Origin of the sequence: Leptospira mayottensis 200901116 (genome assembly GCF_000306675.2) — a bacterium.
GTDB lineage: Bacteria > Spirochaetota > Leptospiria > Leptospirales > Leptospiraceae > Leptospira > Leptospira mayottensis.
Window position 1 is genome coordinate 41,466 of record NZ_CP024873.1, and the last position, 20,145, is coordinate 61,610.

Sequence of the window (20,145 nt, forward strand, 5' to 3'; positions counted from 1 at the left end):
TAAAAGATTCGATAAAAAACGAAAAGAAACAAGCAAACAAAAATGAGCGAAAAAGAACCAAACAGAAACACAAAGAAAAAACAGAATGCGCAGATAAGAGAAACTTCGCCGCAAAAGAAATGGGGAGGATTCTCTTTTGATTCTTTTGAAATATTCTGGGAACCTGGTCGCACTCATACATTCAAATATATAAATATACTACTCTTCTCCTGTATTTTATTCGTAACAACAACGTGTGGAATTTTGCCCGGAAAAAAAGGAAAGTCCAACAATTGGTGGTGGGCTTTACTCGGAATACCAAACGGAACGAGTTTTCCATCCTCTGGAAGTGGGGTAGGCGGTGGTCCCGGTTCCGGGAACGGATCACCCGGAAGCGCACCGGCGCCGGAAGGAAGTGACCTTTTTTCTATCTCCACTAACTACGCGCAAGCGATCGACGCACCCGAAACAAAAGCGGAAGCGATTGTGGGAGCTGCCTTTGTAGCACCTCCCGAAGTGAACCACTTCGGAGGAATCAGTCTAACGTATCCCATACATACACCTCCTGGACGTGCGGGAGTAGAACCCAAGCTAAGTCTAACGTATTCCTCCACGGGAGGAGACGGATGGTTAGGAATTGGATGGAGCCTGGGACTTGGATCCATTACAAGAACACCGGAATACGGAGCCCTTTACTACGATACAAGAGACAGTTTTACCTGGAACGGACAAAGGCTCGTAAAAGTAAGCGGAAATACAACAAACGAAAACGGAGTCTATCGCCCTGAAATTACAAGTGATGATTTAGTCGTATTAAAACTTTCTCAAATAGAGAGTGGTGGGATTTGGGAAATACTCGATTCATCCGGAACGAAAACCTTCTACGGTGAAAGTTTCGAAAGCAGAATTTTTGACCCGAACCTCTCCAGCCAAACGTATAGCTGGTATTTGACAAGGACCGAAGACAAAAACGGAAACTATCTCCAAGCGAATTATGACAATTCGGAATATTCAAAAAACAGAAATCTTTTTCTAAAAGAAATCAGATATACCGGGAACTCTAAGAGTGGTGTGCCCGCACGCCAATACGTAAAGTTTTTCACAAAACAAAGAGAGGATTTTTACGTTTCCACTTCTCCCGGATTTCTCATGAGGATGGACAGGATTCTGGAAAGAATCGAAATCGGCTGGGACAACGGAGGGAAACTCTGGGACTACACTCCCATATATGAAACTTCTTCCGACTCAGGAAGACCTAGAATCAAAACCATACAATCGAGTAAACACACGACAAAGCCGGAGTTTGAATACCAAACATCCAGTCGTTACTTGATCTGGCAGAATATAGTCAATCAAACGTCATCCGAAATCGAAGAAGATCCGAACTCCACACAATACTTCGAAGGAGATTTTAACGGAGACGGGATCAGTGATTTGCTCTTTTTTAATCCGAAGTCAGGAAATTGGAAAGCGGCGGAAGGAAGAAAGGAAGGAGGCTACAACTTCAAACTGTATGCAAACCGGTATCAAGGATATACAAACGAGGAAAAGATAAAATTCTTCAAAGGGAATGTAAGCGGAGATTACAACGGAGACGGAAGAAGCGACATCGCATTCTACTTGCCGGAAACCAGAGATTTCATCGTAGCGGAACACGACGGAAGAGTATTTCAATTTAAATCGTATGGAAGACTGATGAGTTCCGTTCCGGACATTTTCAGAATGGAATGGTTTCCAGGAGATTATGACGGAAACGGACTGAGTGACTCCGTTCTTTTTGACGAACCTAGCGGTCAGTGGACTTTGATGCTCAACAAAGGAGGAAGTTTTGAATTTTTAAGGTTTAGTAAGAAGTTTCAAAACGTATTCAGAAACGATTATACACCGGATGGAAACTTAGACAGCATTAGCACAAACGATTCTTCTAAACCTGGAAAGGATCACGACAAAGTAAACTTTCTCGTAGGTGATTACAACGGAGATGGAAGAACAGATATTTCTCTCTACGATTCAAGATCTGGGAAGTGGTTTGTAGGTGAGAATTATCGTAACGAAAACAAATCCGATCCGGTTTATTTTAAACTTCAGTGGAAGCTCTACAAAGTGTTTACAGCCCCCGAACAGTCGTTATTCGGACACGACCGTTTTAGTGGGGACTTTAATGGAGACGGTTTTTCGGACTTTCTCATATTCGATCGAAGTAATGGAGAATGGACGTTAGGTGAAACGGGTGACAGAACGATCAATTTCAAGATTTGGTCGAGAACTCCTCAGTTCAAAACCGTAACTCGTTGGATCCAAGGGGATTTTAACGGAGATGGAAGATCCGATATTGGATTTTACTCCTCAAGCGACAGCAAGTTTTGGATCGGAGAAGCGACACAGAACGGGTTTAGATTCAAGATATATAACGATCTAAGCTATGGACCCGATCAGGACAGAATCCTAAAAACTCCTCTTCCTAAGGACGAGGTAAAAATAGAATCGGGTAGAACTAGTTTTGCAGTATCGAGCAACACTAAGACAGTTCTGCTGAATTACAAATATGACGGAAATCTAAACTCTGGAAAAGGAGAACTTGTATTTCCGGGATGCTTTACCACAGATGATTGTTCTAATTCTCCCGAGCTTTTGATCTTTAATCGTAAAGATAACGTATGGAATTTGAAACAAGGAAACTCGTTTGTACCGAGGGTCAATACATCTTTGAATCCGGAAGGAACAGGAATTACGACCTTCTTCGGTGGAAAACCAGACCGCTATACGAACAATTTAAAAGACGAGGTTCTCTTTTACAAAAAACAGGGAACTACAAATCAGTTTTTTGTGTTAAAGCACACGAACGGAAATGCATTCGACATTTCTAATTTAGCTTCCTTTAGCGATACGGACGTTTCTAAGTTTGATCCGAATAACAGCGGAACCGTGATAGACTATTTTGAGAACAATACTTCCCAGTCGGTTCTCATCTTGGATGATCAGACTGCAAGTGGAACTGCAAGGTTTGTACTTTCCGGTCTAGGTGGCACTAAGTTTTTAACTCCGAATGGAGATTTAACTACTACCGACTTAAACGACCTCTTCCAAGCTGGAACAAACGAGAATAGACAACGTAGAAAAGAATTCAGTTTCTTTTCAGGTAAGTTTACAACCACACAAGCTCAGCTTGTGATCGTAGATCGAAGAAGCACGGTTCACAAATGGTATTTGGGAACGATTTCTTCCAATCAGATTCAGTTCAAGAAACTGACCGGAGACATACAACTTCCTATCACAACTTCGGAATACAACGCAGCAAGCCCCGCGGGAATTGTATATGCGCTCACTTCCGACGGCTCGATCGTGTTTGGGAAAAACTTAGACAACGGGACTTCGTTTACCAAAGTTAAAATTAATACGACTTCCGTTTCCAGAACCCTCTACAATGCGGGAACGATATCGTTTAGCGATCGTTTCGACAATTACGGAAATCCGATTCTCATCTCAGGCGGGGAAGACAAGCTGTATGACTTAGCACAGAGTAGAATTGTATCTCTTCCTAACAATGTTGTTGTGAAGAATTTAGAGAGGCCTGATCTGATCGCGCAAGTCTATGTTTTCCGTTGGATCCAAGGAGATTACAACGGGGATGGACTTACAGACATTGGAATCTTTCATTTGAAAGAACCGACTTGGTATTTTGCACTTTCTACCGGAAGTGTTCCAGACATCATCGAAGGGGTGAAAAACGGAATCGGAGGCATTTATGAATTTGAATATACCAATTCCACGAAGTTTGACAATACGGGGGACGATGATATTCCGGATTTGCCAACGAGTTACAGAGTTTGCACCCAAGTTAAGTTAAACGACGGATTTTCAAATCTCATCACAAAGAATTACGAATACAAGAATGGATTTGCGTTCTCTGCATTTTTAAACGGAAAAAAAGAAACGGATTACTTTGGGTTTTCTGAGTTTACCGTTCAAGAAGCATATGGAGAAAGAACAACTCACAAATACCATACGACTCCGTATTCTGACTTTCTAATGAACCGAGCACTTGGTGGGGCGGAGAAAGAAATTCGTATCATCGGAAACGACAACAATGACTATGGTATCATTCAAACAACGCATGATGTAAAACAGATTACGAATACACCGGGAATCACAAGTTACCTTCCTGTTACGACTAAGATTGAGAAGTTTTTGAGTGGCCAAAAAACTTCCACACAAACCTCCGACATCGTTTTTAGTGGAGCCAAGATCAGTCGGAAAACCGACAGTGTTACCGATCATTTTAGTGATTCCGTGCACGGTGTTACGACCACAACGAGCGTTACTGATTTTGAAACGGATGATACGACCAATCAAAGAAGAGCAACGCGGAGTGTTACATTCAGTGGGAGTTCCCATGAGATTACTTCGCTCTTGAGTTACGACAGTCGTGGAAATCTGACAAAACGTGTGAGTTCCTACACGGGAAGTGGACTCAGTCCTGTGGGATCTCAAACAACCGAGTATGAAACCGACAATCACGGGAACCAAACGCTAGAAAAGGATACGAGTTCCAGTCCTGCGCGTGGGAGTTCCTACGTTTATGACAACGAACTGAATCAATTTGTAACGCAGGAAACAAAATTCGGTGGAAGTATTTCTTTTACGACGACACATCAGATCCATTACGGATCTGCGTTTGGAGTCCCGACTTTAACTACGGATCCGAACGGAAATCAAACGTTTTTTGAATATGATGATTTTGGAAGGCTGGTTCGAACGAGTTCCGACACGGATGATGGAACTACTACAACTGCAAATTATTCTTACGACGCTTCTTTTCCTTTGAGTGCAAAAACAACTTTCCCGACAGGCAACGGAGATCCTGACTTTGTATCTCGCACCTATTCCGACGGAATGGGTCGTAACATCTATACGGTCAAATCTGCGTCTAACGGTAATTTTGCGATCACGGGAAGACTTGTGTATGACGGGACTGGAAAGGTAGTCCGTAAAGGTCAGTCGAGTTGGGCAACGTCGGGAGAAATCGACCGATTTGTTTTACACTTAGAAGAAAGAAATCCAACCAGTTTTGAGTATGACCCGATTGGTCGGGTGAAAAAAACAACGTTGCCGCTTGCCCAAGGGGAAACTTCTCCTGTGGTCGTAACAACGACCTACAACTCTGCATTTGAAACTACGGAGACTCACAGTTCTGGTACAAGCAAACGAATTGCAAAGAACGCAAAAGGAGAAGTCTTGTATGTAGAAGATTTTTCTACCGACGGGACTGCAGCCAAGATTGGTTTTTGTTACGACATTGCGGGAAACAGAATCAAGAAAAGTGACTTAAACGACGCAAGTTTGATGAGTTGCCCCAATCCAAGTGGAGGAATTCCCACAAAAGACGTCAGTGGCAAGAACCAAGCCTATTGGAGTTACGATGCATTCGGGAAATTGCATGCCGAAAGTGATCCTGACTTGGGTGTGAGCTCCTACAATTACAACGCATTTGGAGATCTGACATCGAGCACGAATGCAAAAGGTGTTACGACCAATTTGTCGTATGATCCGATCGGAAGAATCCTGACTAAAAATATCCCAGAAGGGAACATTGGATATACGTATGATTCGTATCCAGGTAGTGAGAATTCTGTCGGAAGACTGGTACGTATAGAAGACTCCAATCAAAACAAAACCTTTAGTTATGACAAACTAGGAAGAGTCAAAAAAGAAATTCGCACAATTCTGGCAACTTCCGCAGGAAACCCTCTCCCGACAGAAACACAGGGTCCATACATTACAGAAACTAAATACGATCTACTCGGTCGTGTGACTCGGATCGATTATCCGGAACATCCGATCAGTCACGGACGGATGCGTGCTTGTTACGAATACGGTTCTGCGGGTTACATCTCTGGAATTTCTGTTCAAGTAAACACGAACGGAATTTTTCCGGGATATTGCAACAAAGACATCGTTGAAAATATCAGTTACAACGAGTTTGGTCAGACTTCAAGTTTAACCCTTGGAAACGGGATCACCACGACCTACGGATATGACGTCAAAGGTAGAATGGTTCGCATTAATTCTTCCGGGGATGTGGGGGGTAATGCGAAAGTCTTGCAAGACGCTGTCTATTCTTTTAATCCGAACAACAACATTACAAACGTTGTTAATAATTCTTCAGATTTTAACACTCAGTTTGTCTACAACTACGACGGTTTGGGTCGTCTTATATCGGCTAACGGTATTTATTTAGGAATTGCGGATGGGAATCTTTCCAGAAAGTTTCAGCAGTCTTTTGAATATGCAAAGAATGGAAACTTGATTTCTAAAAGAATTCATGAACCTGCGAGTAACAACGTCTCCGACGAGTGGAGTTACCAATACACAAATCACCAAGTAACAAATATCGATTCTACAAAAACAGGAAACGATACGTTTACCCTTCAATATGATGCAAATGGAAATCTCACAAGACAAAGAGACAATTCGAAAGATCTCACCAAACGGATCAGCATCGACTCTCAAGATCGTATTACTCAGATTCAGGATGGCAACAATGCGGTCCTCGGTAGTTATTGGTATGACGAGAGTGGTTTTCGGATTCGAAAGTCTTCTTTAGAACCGAAGAACAATGTTTTTTCTAACGTTGAGATTTTGTATCCGAGTAAGTTCTTTGGTTTGGAGTTCATTGAATCCGAAAATGTGATTTCAAGTGTGAACAACGTTTATCTGAATGGGGTTCGTATTGCTGCGTTAAATGAGGCGGGTGCTCTTGCGTATTATTTAACCGATCAAGTGGATTCCGTCTCTCACGTGTTAGACGACGATGGAAATACTCTTTCTCAAATCCAATACCAACCTTACGGTGAGACCTTTATTCAACGGGGGGATTTGAACTTTTCTCCTAAGTTCAATTCGCAGGAGCTTGATCGCGAGTCTGGGTTTTACTTTTTCAATGCGAGGTATTATGATCCTGGGATTGCTCGATTTACAAGTGCGGATACGATCGTTGACGGTGAGTTTGATACGCAAGGTTGGAACCGCTTCTCGTATGTGAAGGGAAATCCCATTGGGGCTAAAGATCCGACGGGACATGAAGCGAATGCTGGTATTGGGATTATGATGAATTCCCAATGTAAAGGCAATGCAAGTTGTAACTCCGCTGGTTTGAATGCTGTTTCAGAAGGTGCTAAAAAAGCTGTCGTTGGCACCGCTGTTGTCGGCGCTACTGCTGCAACTGGTTATGCTGCTGCGGCTGAAGTTGGTTCCGCTGCTCTGCCATCTGCTATTTATTTAAGTAGTAGACTAGGTAGTTCTAATATTACAAATTCTTTATTAAATAGGCTCCCTCAATCCCAAAATGCAGTTGCAAATTCTGTAAATGCTACGAAAGAAGCGTCTAAATATGGTAAGATTGTTCCGACGAGTGACTTGGCTACGATAAAAGAGAAGGGTCTTCCTAAACAGGGATGGCCAACCATAGCAAAGTTAGATGATTTAAAGAAAGTGAATTTAAATAACCCAAAGGAAATTGTTTCTACTTTGTATAACAAACAGCTTCAAGCAGATCCGAAATATACTGAACGATTTAAAGGTGGGGCTACCTTATTGGAATTAACAATTCCTAAAAACACAACTATAAATGCAGCTGGTATAACTAACAAAGGTCCGAATGGTATTCCTCAGTATCGAGTTAACGGGGAAATTCCTTATAAAAATATAAATTACGACGGGAAAACGAAATGAATCCTGTTAATTTTGAAAAAACAATTTTAGAACTTCGGAAAATAGCAAAAAAAAATACTCGAGATAAATCTAAAAAGCAATTTGATGAAGAACTATTCGAATGCCAGTTTTTTAACTACATTAAAGAAAAAAAAATCGAGCCAGATACTTTATATAATATTGCATCTTCGTTGATGCAAGGGAAAGATAACTTTGATAAAGATATGGCGATTTTTATTATAAGCTCCTCTGGCATCCCTCGAAAATTAGTTTTAGACTTTATTGAAAATTATTTATCTATTCTTAATAAAGAGCAAACCAGTTCAGCAATGTTTCTAATTAACAAACACCAATTAGCAACCTTATATTATCCGCTTCTTAATCACCTTAAACTTAATTCATTTTACAATTCTGAAAGCTTTAAAAAACGTTTAACGTATAGTGGTATTCTTTTTGATAAAGAAGAAGGTTACAAAGAATTTCAAGAAGCTTTAGAACATGACTTATCAATTACCACTTTGGAAGAAGGAAACATTGAACTTGATACAGGTAATATTTTATTTCTTTTTGTTGCTAACAAAAACTACGAAAAAATTCATAAAATATTTTTACGTTATCTCAACCAAAAAACAAAAAAGATTTTAAAGCAACAAACTTTTATAGCAGCAAAAAGATGGAATGCAGGATTTAAAGAAAGATTCATGATTAAAAAAGCAATCATCATAGCGCAAATTAAAAATCTTGTTTGAGCCTCGCAAAAATTAAAATGCGATCTCGTTTGAACAACGGCAAAACGCTACATTCACAAAGCGGAAGAAACTCAAGCCGCCGCACTTTCTTTCCATGCGGCAGGGATCGAGCGGAGTCAATAAATTGGGACTGAAGATAATACTTTGTATCACGTTTTTTTCATACAATTTATTGACTGGAGCGGAGAGCCCGGTTTCGGAGAAACGAGAACAGCAATACAAAGTTGAATATGCAGAAAACTTAAATAAAAAAGAAGTGTTTCTCCGAAAGCCGCCCTTCTGTCCTCAGTCCTTGAATGTCGACACGGATGTAGGAACTACTACAACTGCAAACTATTCTTACGATGTTTCTTTTCCTTTGAGTGCAAAGACAACTTTCCCGACAGGCAACGGAGATCCTGACTTTGTATCTCGCACCTATTCCGACGGAATGGGTCGTAACATCTATACAGTCAAATCTACGTCTAACGGTAATTTTGCGATCACGGGAAGACTTGTGTATGACGGGACTGGAAAGGTAGTCCGTAAAGGTCAGTCGAGTTGGGCAACGTCGGGAGAAATCGACCGATTTGTTTTACACTTAGAAGAAAGAAATCCAACCAGTTTTGAGTATGACCCGATTGGTCGGGTGAAAAAAACAACGTTGCCGCTTGCCCAAGGGGAAACTTCTCCTGTGGTCGTAACAACGACCTACAACTCTGCATTTGAAACTACGGAGACTCACAGTTCTGGTACAAGCAAACGAATTGCAAAGAATGCGAGTGGAGAAGTCTTGTATGTAGAAGATTTTTCTACCGACGGGACTGCAGCCAAGATTGGTTTTTGTTACGACATTGCGGGAAACAGAATCAAGAAAAGTGACTTAAACGACGCAAGTTTGATGAGTTGCCCCAATCCAACTGCGGGAGTTCCCACAAAAGACGTCAGTGGCAAGAACCAAGCCTATTGGAGTTACGATGCATTCGGGAAATTGCATGCCGAAAGTGATCCTGACTTGGGTGTGAGCTCCTACAATTACAACGCATTTGGAGATCTGACATCGAGCACGAATGCAAAAGGTGTTACGACCAATTTGTCGTATGACGGTGTGGGAAGAATCCTGACTAAAAATATCCCAGAAGGGAACATTGGATATACGTATGATTCGTATCCAGGTAGTGAGAATTCTGTCGGAAGACTGGTACGAATCGAAGATTCCAACCAAAACAAAACCTTTAGTTATGACAAACTAGGAAGAGTCAAAAAAGAAATTCGCACAATTCTGGCAACTTCCGCAGGAAACCCTCTCCCGACAGAAACACAGGGTCCATACATTACAGAAACTAAATACGATCTACTCGGTCGTGTGACTCGGATCGACTATCCGGAACATCCGATCAGTCATGGACGGATGCGTGCTTGTTATGAATATGGTTCTGCGGGTTACATTTCAGGGATTTCTGTTCAAGTAAACACGAACGGAATTTTACCGGGATATTGCAACAAGGACATCGTTGAAAATATCAGTTACAACGAGTTTGGTCAGACTTCAAGTTTAACCCTTGGAAACGGGATTACAACCAGTTACAGCTATGACGTCAAGGGTAGAATGGTTCGCATTCATTCCTCTGGGGATGTGGGTGGTAATGCGAAAGTCTTGCAAGACGCTGTGTATTCCTTCAATCCGAACAACAACATTACGAATGTTGTTAATAATTCTACGGATTTTAACACTCAGTTTGTCTACAGCTACGACGGTTTGGGTCGTCTTACATCTGCTAACGGTAGTTATTTAGGAATTGCAGATGGGAATCTTTCCAGAAAGTTTCAGCAGTCTTTTGAATATGCAAAGAACGGGAACTTGGTTTCTAAAAGAATTCATGATCCTGCGAGTAGCAACGTCTCCGACGAGTGGAGTTATGTTTATTCCAATCACCAAGTAACAAATATCGATTCTACAAAAACAGGAAACGATACGTTTACCCTTCAATATGATGCAAACGGGAACTTAACAAGACAAAGAGACAATATTAAGGATTTAACGAAACGGATTCAAGTTGATTCCCAAGACAGGATTACTCAGATCCAAGACGGAAACAATGCGATCCTCGGTAGTTACTGGTATGATGAAGGTGGGTTTCGGATCCGGAAGTCTTCTTTAGAACCGAAGAACAATGTTTTTTCTAACGTTGAGATCTTGTATCCGAGTAAGTTCTTTGGTCTGGAGTTTATCGAGTCTGAAAATATACTCACTTCGGTGAACAATGTTTATCTCAATGGTGTTCGTATTGCTGCGTTAAATGAGGCGGGTGCCCTTGCGTATTATTTAACTGATCAAGTGGATTCCGTCTCTCACGTGTTAGACGATGAGGGAAATACTCTTTCTTTGATGCAGTATCTTCCTTATGGGGAAACCTTTGTGCAACGGGGGGATTTGAACTTTTCTCCTAAGTTCAATTCGCAAGAGCTTGATCGCGAGTCTGGGTTTTACTTTTTCAATGCGAGGTATTATGATCCTGGGATTGCACGATTTACAAGTGCCGATACTTTAATTCCGGATGAATACAATTCGCAAGCTTGGAATCGTTTTGCTTATGTTTATAACAACCCGATTGGTGCTAAGGACCCCACTGGCCATGCTCCTCAAGACGAGAATGCTGGTTTTAAAGACGCTTCGAAAAATATTGCAAAGAGTGCGATAGATTCTGTTAAGTCTGCTCTTTCTGCTCCGACTCCTGTTGATGCTGCTGTCAATTCTGCTGTTGCTACGGTTAAAGGGGCAAAAGAACTTTATGATAACCGAAAGGAAGTTTACGCAAGTGCTAAAGATTTTGCTGGTAAATTAACGAGCAAAGACGACAAAGTCCGTGATTACGCCGTTGGGCAAGCTAAAGCTTACACTATGAGCGCGGTTCTTGGCGGTGCTGCGACAAGAGCGCTTGGCACTAGGTTGCCTAAGCCAAATGTGCCGAGTTCAACGGGGGCGAGTTCTGCGACTAATTCGGTTAAACTGAGTAAGAGTTTAGCAAGTGAAGCTCAGATGACTGGTAAAGGAGACGCTATTATAAAATCTGATAAATTAGAGCGAGCAGGCAATTTAGCAAAACAATATGGAGGCGAAAGTAGGGATTGGGCGAAGATGTCGAGTAAGTCCTACACTGCAAAAGATGGTACAAAATTTGAAACCCATTGGTATGAGAACGCTTCTACCGGCCAAAGAGTAGAACCCAAAACCAAATTGTTTAAAGATACTTCTATAAAATGAGTTGTGATATATATTATTATTCTATAATTAATTGATTTTATATTCTAAAGGAACATTATGAAAGTTAAATGCATTAAACTCAAAACGGAAAAAACATATCAAATCAAACATGTTCCCAATTGGATGGAAGAATCTATGAAAGTTGGAAATGTATATACGGCATTCGGCCTGGAATTCAATTTAGATCTATTATATGTTACCATATTCTTTGATGAACGCCATTTGGTTGATGTCCCGATGGAAATTTTAGAGATTATAGATGAAAGAGTGAGCAATGAGTGGAAGGCAAAACTTTGGAGAGATGGTAGATTTACACTTTGGCCGGAAATGTTTTACGAAAAAGATTTTTTTGAAAATTTCTCAGATTGGCAAACAGACGAAAGAGAAAGGTTTAAACTTCTAAGGGAAAGAATGGAGAGCGAAAGTTCGGAACCGCGTGAAGACTAAAATGGAATCTAACAAAGACCACGATGAAACATAGACCCACAACGCGGCAGGGATCGAAGCGGAGTCAATAAATTGGGAATGAAGGTGATATTTTGTATCACGTTTTTAGCATGCAATTTATTGACTGGAGCCGAGAGCCCGGTCCGCGAAGCGGAGCCGCCCTATCCATTGCAGAAGGCACACTAAAGGTAGAGAGTGGAATCCGGAAAACCGGAGTTTCGTATAAAAAAGTAAAATGATAAGATGACAACTTCATGGAGGTGAGATAAAGAAAGGCCGGGAACTTAAAATTAACCGATGCTTGAAAGAGAAAGATCGGTATTTGCTAAACCTTTATTGGAATAGGGGAATGATTGGAACAAAGATCTTGTTTGTTGATATTAGGTCTCTGGAAGCGGCCTCTTTGATTTGATCGACAAAACGGTATTTGTCTGGAACTTCCCCGTTTAAAACTTGTAGCGGCGAGAAACCGAACAAGACACCGCTTGGACGGGAGTTGTATTCTGGAACCGCGTCTTTGAGAGTATCGATCACTTCCTCAAATGAAATTGGATTTTTAGGAAATAGAAATTCATATTTCATTTTCTTGTTCACGGCTTCGATCATACTGTTTGAGTAGGAAATGTCGACCTGAGCGATTAGTTTTTTGATGAATAGATTGGGCTGGTCTAAGAAACCGTTGACCGCACCTTGATTTTCGGAACCGTCATCGCAAAGCAGACGGATAGGTTTGTGAAAGAGATTGAATTTTTCGCAAACCTCTTTCAGATTTGAAACCGTATTCTTTGCGTTCCATTCCAGTGAAGCTTTCCATCCGAGAATCGTACGGGAAAAATTGTCCATGATGAAGTGGATGTAAGCCTTAGAACCGTCTTGCACGCGTAAGATGGTAGTATCCATATGAAGAAGAGTTAAAGGAGAAGAAGCACGAATCCCAATTCTTTGTTTAGGTTTTCGGAAACGTTTGAAATCCGGTCTTAAAGCCCGAGCATACTTGTAAAAGGTGCTTAAATTCATAAAAGCCTGAGAGTCGTTTAACATTTGATAGAAGATAGATCTAAGCGGCCAATGTTGAAGCTCCGGTTTTTTAAGATATCCTGCAATGATCGTTTGCTCTTTGGAAGTGAGTTGTTTGGGATGTAATTTTCTACAAAGATTAAAAGTAGAAGTGAAACAGTGAAACTCGTTTTTCCAACGATAAAAACGTTTTGAAGAGATCTTCAAAAGCTTGCAAGCGGCTTTGATACCGATGAGAGGAGAAATTCTTGTAACAATGGAAACGATGTTTTTCTTTTGTTCGCTCCAAATTCTTCTTTTTCCTCGCATGTTTTCCGTTAAGGAGAAGTAGAATTGAAAAACTAAAAGAAGAGCGGAAAGAGTTTTTTTGAAGGTTTTACTTTCCGAAATCTTTCTGTAGACTTCGTCTTTAAAATGAGCGGGATCATCTTCGGTAAACCCGACGACTAAAGAGAGATTCCGTTTTTTCCAATCGGAGAAAGTCGAGTCCGGAATACGGGATCTTTCCTTTTTAGATAACATTCCTAATTGCGCTTTGAGAACAAGGGCGGTGTGATACGAGTTTTTGGTTTTCATGATTTTGCAAAAAACGATTTCGAAGGAGATTTTGTAAAGTAAAAAATAAAAATAACATAAAAGTAATGTGATATACTAACTTTAAAAATGAAACCCTCATCTTCACCGGGACTTAGTTTTCCTAAAATAAAAACAGTAAATAAAAACAGTGCATCGCGAATTCCGAATAACGTTTAAAAAATAAAACCCGTACCGAAGTAGAAAAGATTCAAAGAATCCGACTTATTCTGAGTATATTCGTGTTTTTTTAACTCGGAAGAGACGGAAGTATAAAAATCGAAAGAATTATTGGACTCGTTGAATTGTAAAAATTTGGCTTTAGATAAGATTAATTCATATCCTAGAAATAACCTGAGATGATTAAAAAGAAACAAGGAGATCTCGGTATTCAAATCGAGACCATGAAATTGAATTTTATTGACCGCTTTTGAGGAAATAAATTCGTTTGTATTAAAATACTCGAAATTGGATTTAGAAATACCCTGAAGGAAGAAAACATCCAGATTTGTTCTAAAGGAAAGACCTCTGAATAATCGTAATTCGGATCTTACGCTGACTTGAGGCCCGTATGTTTTAGTGACATCGGAAAAAGTGGAGACACTGGAAATCAATTGAACGTATTCGGGAATAAAAATCGGATATTGTTGTTTTTGGGTAATAGATAAAAATCTAGCACCGCCGCCAATTCTAAATACAAAACGATCATTGTTGAAAATTTCCTTAGTAAGTGCGAATTTATTTTCCGTTCTAAAAGGGTGGATGTTGTATAAAAATCCAGAACCGAAAAACGGATGATTCTCGCCCGGGAAGATTCCGGCATAACTGTAGTTGACTTTAAAATATTGAGAAAAAGACAGATAGTTATAGTCAAGCATTAGCTTATAAAAGTTATTTTTATACACAAATCCGAAACTTTTAAAATCAGGATTTTCAAACTTTTTGTCTCTACTCGGTGGATCATAATTGGTGAAAATGCCGTAGTTGGCGGAATGTCCCAAGGAGGAATTTGCATCCGACGTTCTTCGGATAAATTCAGGCAACCAAGAGCCTCGATTGAATCGAAGGAACAATTCAAATGAATGCTTTTTCGAATTGTCTTTCGATGTGGTTTTGTAATTTAATTGGTCAACATCGTCTGAAAAAATTTCCGTGGCGAAAGAAATGAACAAAGTAAATAGTAATAGTTTTTTAATCATTGTTTTTATCTGTTTTGATTTTGTATAAATTCGTAAGTTTTCAAATAAGAAAGATAACGTGTAAAAAATTAGAATGAGAAGGTTATAATCCTGATTTTTAAGAATCCGATTGAATTTCTTTTTTAAGATCCCGAGGAGATTTACCCGTATATTTAACACAAGCTCTGTGAAACGAAGAAGCGGAATTGAAACCGCATTCAAGAGCAATGTTTAGAAGATTATAATTCGCGTTTATACGAATCATATCTTTGACTTCGTTGATTCTGTGGAATTGGAGGAAATCGGTAAAACGCATATTCAAATATTGATTCAAGTAGTAAGAAGCTTGATGAGTGGTAAGACCTAAGTCAGTGGCAAAATCAGGAAGTCTCAGTTCTTCGTCGATAAAACCTTTAGAATCTAAAAAATGATTCAATTTAATTTCGACTTTGTTTAAATCGATTCCTTCCAATAAGTTTCGACTTTGAAGTTTTCCTTCTATTTGGAGTTCTTCCGAAAAATGGGATTCTTCCGGATCTGTAATTATGTTTTCAGCTGTAGATTTATCGAATAAAAAGGGAGAGCTCCATTCTAAGATAACGATGTAGCAGATGAGCGACCCGGCGAGTAATTCCGCAATAAAAAAGAAATCCTTCTTATCAAACATCGTACCGAGAAAATCTAAAACGAAACAGATAGAAATTAAAAATGAGAACAAAGAAAGGTTGAGATAAACAATAGGTTTTTTAGATATTAAAACATTTTTAAAAAACCAAACGGTCGTAAATACGGAAACGCCAAACCCAAGAATGTCAATGAATGAAATAAAGTAAAGTTGCGGAATCAAATAAGAGAGTAGAGTGGTAGCAGGAATCGTTCCTAAAAGTCGTTTGCAGTAATTCCAAGGATGATCTAAAGTTTCTAACACATAGCTGAAACAAACCAAAACTGCTCCGCTGGAATAAAGAAAAACGCCGTAATAAAATCCGAATGTAATTTTGTTTTCAGTTCGTAAGTTTCCTTGGTCGAAAAGAATTCCATTGTTTAGAATCAAAAAGAACGAGAAAGAATAAAGAACCGTACCGTAAGATTTTTTAAAATCATCATTTGTAAAAAGTTTTGAAAATCCTAAAATTATACCGATAACTACACTGAAAAAGTGGAAGTAGGTGATACCTAATTCTATAAAATTCTTGTAATTATTAATTTCGAAAGTGTTCATATCTGGTATTGGAGAAGATTCGGGTTCGATTGAATTTATCCTTAAAAGCGTTATCGTAACTTATTTTTACTGGTTACTTCTTAAATCGTTTGAGAGAAAATACTCTACAGGTTTAATTTTAATTTCTTTCTGATCGCTAAAATCCTACGAAAACTCGTGAATTTCAATATTGCTTCTCTGTCCTCATCGTTTAATGATTTCCCTAAATATTTTTCATACTCGTCTAAATCGGAATTGGAGATTTCTAAGGGCACTATTTGGTAATAATTGAATACCATGGTTTATTCCTTTTTTGGAGTTAAGATTAGTTTTACGCTTAATTGAGTTAGGAAGTTTAAAATCTTTTGATTATTGAAAATGAAATATTTCTGTACGAAATTCTTATATATTTTAATAAAGACCGTGATGATAAACGCGTGTTTGGATATCGGCTTTTGATTTTTTTAGTTTTCGGTTGCATAATTCCCACTCGCGAAATTTAATTATCAAGAATTGAAATTGGGACAAATGATTTATATAATGATAATATACATAAGTGTATATTTCAAGCAAAAAATATGCAGATGTGAAATTTTATGAATTTTAGCATAATCCTGAAAGATTTAATGAGTAGGAAGGGTTGGAATCAAGAGGATCTTGCTAAAGCAGGTGAGGTTAAACAACCGACTGTAAGTCGTTATTTGAGCGGCCGTACAATTCCGACGCTGACTTTTGTAGTAAATCTTTATAAAAACGAAAAGATTGATCCTATTATTTTTGTTCGTAATTTCGAGTTAGACCCAATTGATTTAGAATTAAGAAAATCGAGGGAAGAGAAAGAAAACTTAATCAAAGAAGTAACTGTCTTTCTGCGATTTTTAAAAAATTCTCCGGATGCCTTGGAAATATTCTGGAAAATTTATAAAATGGATCAATCGGGTAGGAAATCTATGAACGCCTTGGCAGAAAGAATTATAGAGGAATGATAGCCATTTCCTTTGTTGCCAAGTAGAAGTAAATTTCTTCCACAGTAAGTTCTGAGTGGATTTGAAGGTCTACAAAATTTTGAATGATTCTTTCGATTGTATTCTTTCTGTAGCTTATCAATGCTTTTTTGTAAAATTGCGAGTCAACTTTTCTTAGTATTAAGATATTCGCGTGGGCGACGATGGAATTTCTATTTTCTAGGATTGCACTTTCAGAAATTTCAAACAAATTGATTTTGATAATTCCAATCGACCAAGTGGCTGTTGCTAAGCTACAACTGATAGGAGCCACAAAATTGTATTCCGGTAAGCCAAGGTGTCGAAGAAGCAATGTAAACGTTCCTATTGACAATAGCCAAAGTAATATTCCGGTCGTGATATAGACGAATCGAACTCGGTTTAGTCCTCTTCTTTTTTTGAATCCCAAAGCAAGAACTATTATTGAAGAAATTATACTCAGAACTCCACCAATTACGAAATAATCATAGAGTATTCCGGCTGTAAAATGCAGTTTTGCATCTTGAATCCATGCACTCGTAATGTAAAAATCCGAATAGCTAAAAGCATAAATAGGAATAACATAAACTATTAATATTAGCAGGTTACCGGTTATTGGAATCTCTTTGTCAAAAACGTAGGAGTGAATGAATCGAATTAGAAACAAAGGAGCAATGATCATGGGTAATGTTAGCGTTCGTGTCCAGAAAGTTGTTTCCGTTCCTTCGAAAAACGGCACTGCAAAAAGCGCACTCCATATTCCAAAAAGAATGCAAAGGGTCCCGAAATCAAAAAATCGTTTCCGTATGACAAATAAAACGTAGAAGCCTAGGCAAAGATTGCATGTTGACGCTAAGAAGAGTAGGGCTGAAATCGCTTCCAAAGTATAAACCTCTGAAAACATAACGTCACGAATGACTTTTTTTTGCAATAATTTTAGCTTTATCTGACACTTGTACTTTCCATAAAGTTGGTCTAACGTTTCCTTGAATCAACTTTCCATAGTTTGGAAAGTAAATTAAATATGGGTGTAAAGAAGATTCTATAGCTCCGATCCGGTTATAGAGCTTTCCCATTGCACCTCGATTTATATCGAATAATCCATATGTGGAAGTAAAATCACGTTTAAGTAAAAAATCAGTACTTAAAGATAAAACTTTCGAACCAGCGTTCATCTTAGTGGCAGCAAATGAATTCATTTCAGCAACATTTCCATCTTCGATAACTGTCCGTTTTCCAATATCGCTCCTGTAAGAATATTCGATTGGAAGGCCAAATGGCCCCCGAGAAACGATTCGGGAAGTCGCTATGATTTCATCGTTTTCATCCAGAGCAATAAAATACTGACTAAATCCATTTAGATCAAATTGACGATCGAAGTTTGGGTCATATCCGACGTAATCTAATTTAGAATACTGGAGTTGAACAAATTCCCTTGCGCGCTCAATCAGATTTGGATTTGATTCGTAATTACAATTTAAATATTGAATTAAATTATTTTTTTCAGTTTTATTACGAATTTTATTAGAAGAGCTAGATAATAAGGCATGTGACATAATGATAATTATGTCATATTATAACAAAGATTCAATCATTTAATCTTTTTTCGTTCATTACTGTATTAATTCAAATTGGGTTACTTAATATTAAAAATGATTCTTTAAAGAAATTGTAAAATTATACTTAGAATCGAAGATTTTGATTAGTACCAAATACGGTTTTAAATTTGTAGGATGGAAAAACCGGCAAACGAAAAATCCCAAATGAACCCTTAGAAATTCAATTTTTCCATTCCCACGGAAAAATTCGTAGAAACACCCATCAAATATAACAACGTTTTTGTGAAAAACTTCGAACTCTGCCTTTTACGGAAGAATGGTAAGTTAGAAGGATTCCCAAATGGAATTGACCGAAAAAAATGATAGCTCAAGGATAACGGATGACCGAAGTGAACAATCCTCACGATCGATTGATTCGAGAAACCTTTCAGGACAAAAAAGAAGCGGCTACTTTTTTCAAAAACACGTTACCGCCGGAAGTGGTCAAACTACTCGACTTGGAAAACTTGGAATTGACCGAATCGAGCTTTATATCCGAGGAACTAAAACAAGAACAAACGGATTTGCTGTTTCAAATCCCTCTCAAGTCCGGAAACAAGTCGAACGTCTATTTACTTTTCGAACACAAAAGTTATTTAGAAAACACCATCTATATTCAATTACTCGGATATTTAACGGAAATCTATCGAAACCAACAAAGAAATGGAGAGCCACTTTCCGTAGTCATTCCATTCGTGTTCTATCACGGAGAAAAAGAATGGAAATTGGGAGATCGATTTTTGGACCAGTTCGTATTAACAAAACAAGAAACGGAAATTCTAAAAGACTTTATCCCTGATTTTAAAATAGACTTGTTTGATCTAAAAGAAGTAGAGTTGAAGAAGAAGTTGGAAAGTATCACTTTTCAAGTCACTTTGGGAGTGGTTCAAAAAATCCGGGAAGGGGATTTGGAATTTGTTTCTCACTTACCGGGGTTATTTTCGCTACTATTAGGAATAGAGGAAGAATCGAAAAGGGTTGCAATCCTACGGAAACTGTTGTTGTATATTTATTGGGCCCGTGATTTAAAACCTACGGAACTCAAAAGAGTTTTGGAAAGATCAAAATTAGAACAATACGAGGAACTAACAGTGACTACAGCGGAGAGACTCATTTCAGAAGGCATACAACAAGGTGTTGAGAAAGGCAAGATTGAAGGCAAGATTGAAGGCAAGATTGAAGGCAAGATTGAAGGCAAGATTGAAGGCAAATTAGAAGATGCCGGTAAAATGTTAAAGAAAGGAATTGATCTAAAGACCGTTTTAGAAATTACAGGACTCTCCGAAAAAACCCTGAAGGAAAATGGAATTCTTTAAAGTCGACTTCTATCCAACTTTTGAGTAGGTTTGACTTTCCGTTTTCTACTCATTCAACATACCTAAAAAACTTCTATATAGTTATTTATCAAAAATTTCAAAACGAAACTTCTTTGTTTGTACTATTGGATTCGAGAGTCCGATGAATAT

The 20,145-nt window shown here is 38.7% G+C and carries 11 protein-coding genes and 1 pseudogene; 6 read left to right on the forward strand and 6 right to left on the reverse strand.

Annotated features, from left to right (window positions below):
- Positions 1-42 precede the first annotated feature (42 nt).
- The 4 genes from LEP1GSC190_RS19225 to LEP1GSC190_RS19240 all read left to right on the forward strand — a co-directional run bounded on the left by LEP1GSC190_RS19225 (position 43) and on the right by LEP1GSC190_RS19240 (position 12,129).
- Positions 43-7,710, forward strand: a complete 7,668-nt coding sequence (locus LEP1GSC190_RS19225; RefSeq protein WP_126160293.1) for a SpvB/TcaC N-terminal domain-containing protein — start codon at positions 43-45, stop codon at positions 7,708-7,710.
- A complete protein-coding gene (locus LEP1GSC190_RS19230; protein WP_002745097.1) occupies positions 7,707-8,438 on the forward strand; it encodes a hypothetical protein in 732 nt (243 codons plus the stop codon). Before LEP1GSC190_RS19225 ends, LEP1GSC190_RS19230 begins: the two co-directional genes overlap by 4 nt.
- Before the next feature lie 124 nt (positions 8,439-8,562).
- Positions 8,563-11,682 carry an RHS repeat domain-containing protein gene (locus LEP1GSC190_RS19235; protein WP_237578398.1) on the forward strand — a complete coding sequence of 1,040 codons (3,120 nt, stop codon included), beginning with the start codon at positions 8,563-8,565 and terminating at the stop codon, positions 11,680-11,682.
- Positions 11,683-11,739: 57 nt separating this feature from the next.
- Entirely contained in the window at positions 11,740-12,129 is a 390-nt protein-coding gene (locus tag LEP1GSC190_RS19240; protein ID WP_002748945.1) for a hypothetical protein, read from the forward strand.
- 325 nt (positions 12,130-12,454) lie between these two features.
- On the opposite strand, the pseudogene LEP1GSC190_RS19245 reads toward LEP1GSC190_RS19240, so the two are convergent.
- From LEP1GSC190_RS19245 to LEP1GSC190_RS21270, 4 genes and pseudogenes are all read right to left on the reverse strand, one after another.
- Positions 12,455-13,780: pseudogene (locus LEP1GSC190_RS19245) on the reverse strand (DDE-type integrase/transposase/recombinase).
- A gap of 115 nt (positions 13,781-13,895) precedes the next feature.
- A complete protein-coding gene (locus tag LEP1GSC190_RS19250) occupies positions 13,896-14,918 on the reverse strand; it encodes an LA_2444/LA_4059 family outer membrane protein (protein ID WP_002748946.1) in 1,023 nt (340 codons plus the stop codon).
- A 97-nt stretch (positions 14,919-15,015) separates the two neighbouring features.
- Entirely contained in the window at positions 15,016-16,119 is a 1,104-nt protein-coding gene (locus LEP1GSC190_RS19255; RefSeq protein WP_002748953.1) for a helix-turn-helix domain-containing protein, read from the reverse strand.
- Positions 16,120-16,223: 104 nt separating this feature from the next.
- Positions 16,224-16,397 carry an LIMLP_19325 family protein gene (locus LEP1GSC190_RS21270; protein ID WP_002748940.1) on the reverse strand — a complete coding sequence of 58 codons (174 nt, stop codon included), beginning with the start codon at positions 16,395-16,397 and terminating at the stop codon, positions 16,224-16,226.
- A 297-nt stretch (positions 16,398-16,694) separates the two neighbouring features.
- Here LEP1GSC190_RS21270 and LEP1GSC190_RS19260 point away from each other — a divergent pair, with 297 nt between their 5' ends.
- Positions 16,695-17,084, forward strand: coding sequence for a helix-turn-helix domain-containing protein (locus LEP1GSC190_RS19260; protein WP_173380637.1), 390 nt, complete (start codon positions 16,695-16,697; stop codon positions 17,082-17,084).
- Here LEP1GSC190_RS19260 and LEP1GSC190_RS19265 read toward each other — a convergent pair.
- Both LEP1GSC190_RS19265 and LEP1GSC190_RS19270 read right to left on the reverse strand, forming a co-directional pair.
- Positions 17,071-17,985: a membrane protein gene (locus tag LEP1GSC190_RS19265; protein ID WP_002748949.1), complete on the reverse strand. Its 915-nt coding sequence runs from the start codon at positions 17,983-17,985 to the stop codon at positions 17,071-17,073. The two genes, LEP1GSC190_RS19260 and LEP1GSC190_RS19265, sit on opposite strands and share 14 nt — an antisense overlap.
- Positions 17,986-17,989: 4 nt before the next feature.
- Positions 17,990-18,637, reverse strand: coding sequence for an LBL_2463 family protein (locus LEP1GSC190_RS19270; protein ID WP_002748937.1), 648 nt, complete (start codon positions 18,635-18,637; stop codon positions 17,990-17,992).
- Positions 18,638-19,020: 383 nt separating this feature from the next.
- Here LEP1GSC190_RS19270 and LEP1GSC190_RS19275 point away from each other — a divergent pair, with 383 nt between their 5' ends.
- Positions 19,021-19,995: an Rpn family recombination-promoting nuclease/putative transposase gene (locus LEP1GSC190_RS19275; RefSeq protein WP_002748943.1), complete on the forward strand. Its 975-nt coding sequence runs from the start codon at positions 19,021-19,023 to the stop codon at positions 19,993-19,995.
- Positions 19,996-20,145: the final 150 nt, after the last annotated feature.

What these genes read in the sequence shown, in the direction of transcription:
- LEP1GSC190_RS19225 (WP_126160293.1), top strand. Translation starts at nt 43, where the DNA reads ATGAGCGAAAAAGAACCAAACAGAAACACAAAGAAAAAACAGAATGCG.
- LEP1GSC190_RS19230 (WP_002745097.1), top strand. Translation starts at nt 7,707, where the DNA reads ATGAATCCTGTTAATTTTGAAAAAACAATTTTAGAACTTCGGAAAATA.
- LEP1GSC190_RS19240 (WP_002748945.1), top strand. Translation starts at nt 11,740, where the DNA reads ATGAAAGTTAAATGCATTAAACTCAAAACGGAAAAAACATATCAAATC.
- LEP1GSC190_RS19250 (WP_002748946.1), bottom strand. Translation starts at nt 14,918, where the DNA reads ATGATTAAAAAACTATTACTATTTACTTTGTTCATTTCTTTCGCCACG.
- LEP1GSC190_RS19255 (WP_002748953.1), bottom strand. Translation starts at nt 16,119, where the DNA reads ATGAACACTTTCGAAATTAATAATTACAAGAATTTTATAGAATTAGGT.
- LEP1GSC190_RS21270 (WP_002748940.1), bottom strand. Translation starts at nt 16,397, where the DNA reads ATGGTATTCAATTATTACCAAATAGTGCCCTTAGAAATCTCCAATTCC.
- LEP1GSC190_RS19260 (WP_173380637.1), top strand. Translation starts at nt 16,695, where the DNA reads ATGAATTTTAGCATAATCCTGAAAGATTTAATGAGTAGGAAGGGTTGG.
- LEP1GSC190_RS19265 (WP_002748949.1), bottom strand. Translation starts at nt 17,985, where the DNA reads ATGTTTTCAGAGGTTTATACTTTGGAAGCGATTTCAGCCCTACTCTTC.
- LEP1GSC190_RS19270 (WP_002748937.1), bottom strand. Translation starts at nt 18,637, where the DNA reads ATGTCACATGCCTTATTATCTAGCTCTTCTAATAAAATTCGTAATAAA.
- LEP1GSC190_RS19275 (WP_002748943.1), top strand. Translation starts at nt 19,021, where the DNA reads ATGACCGAAGTGAACAATCCTCACGATCGATTGATTCGAGAAACCTTT.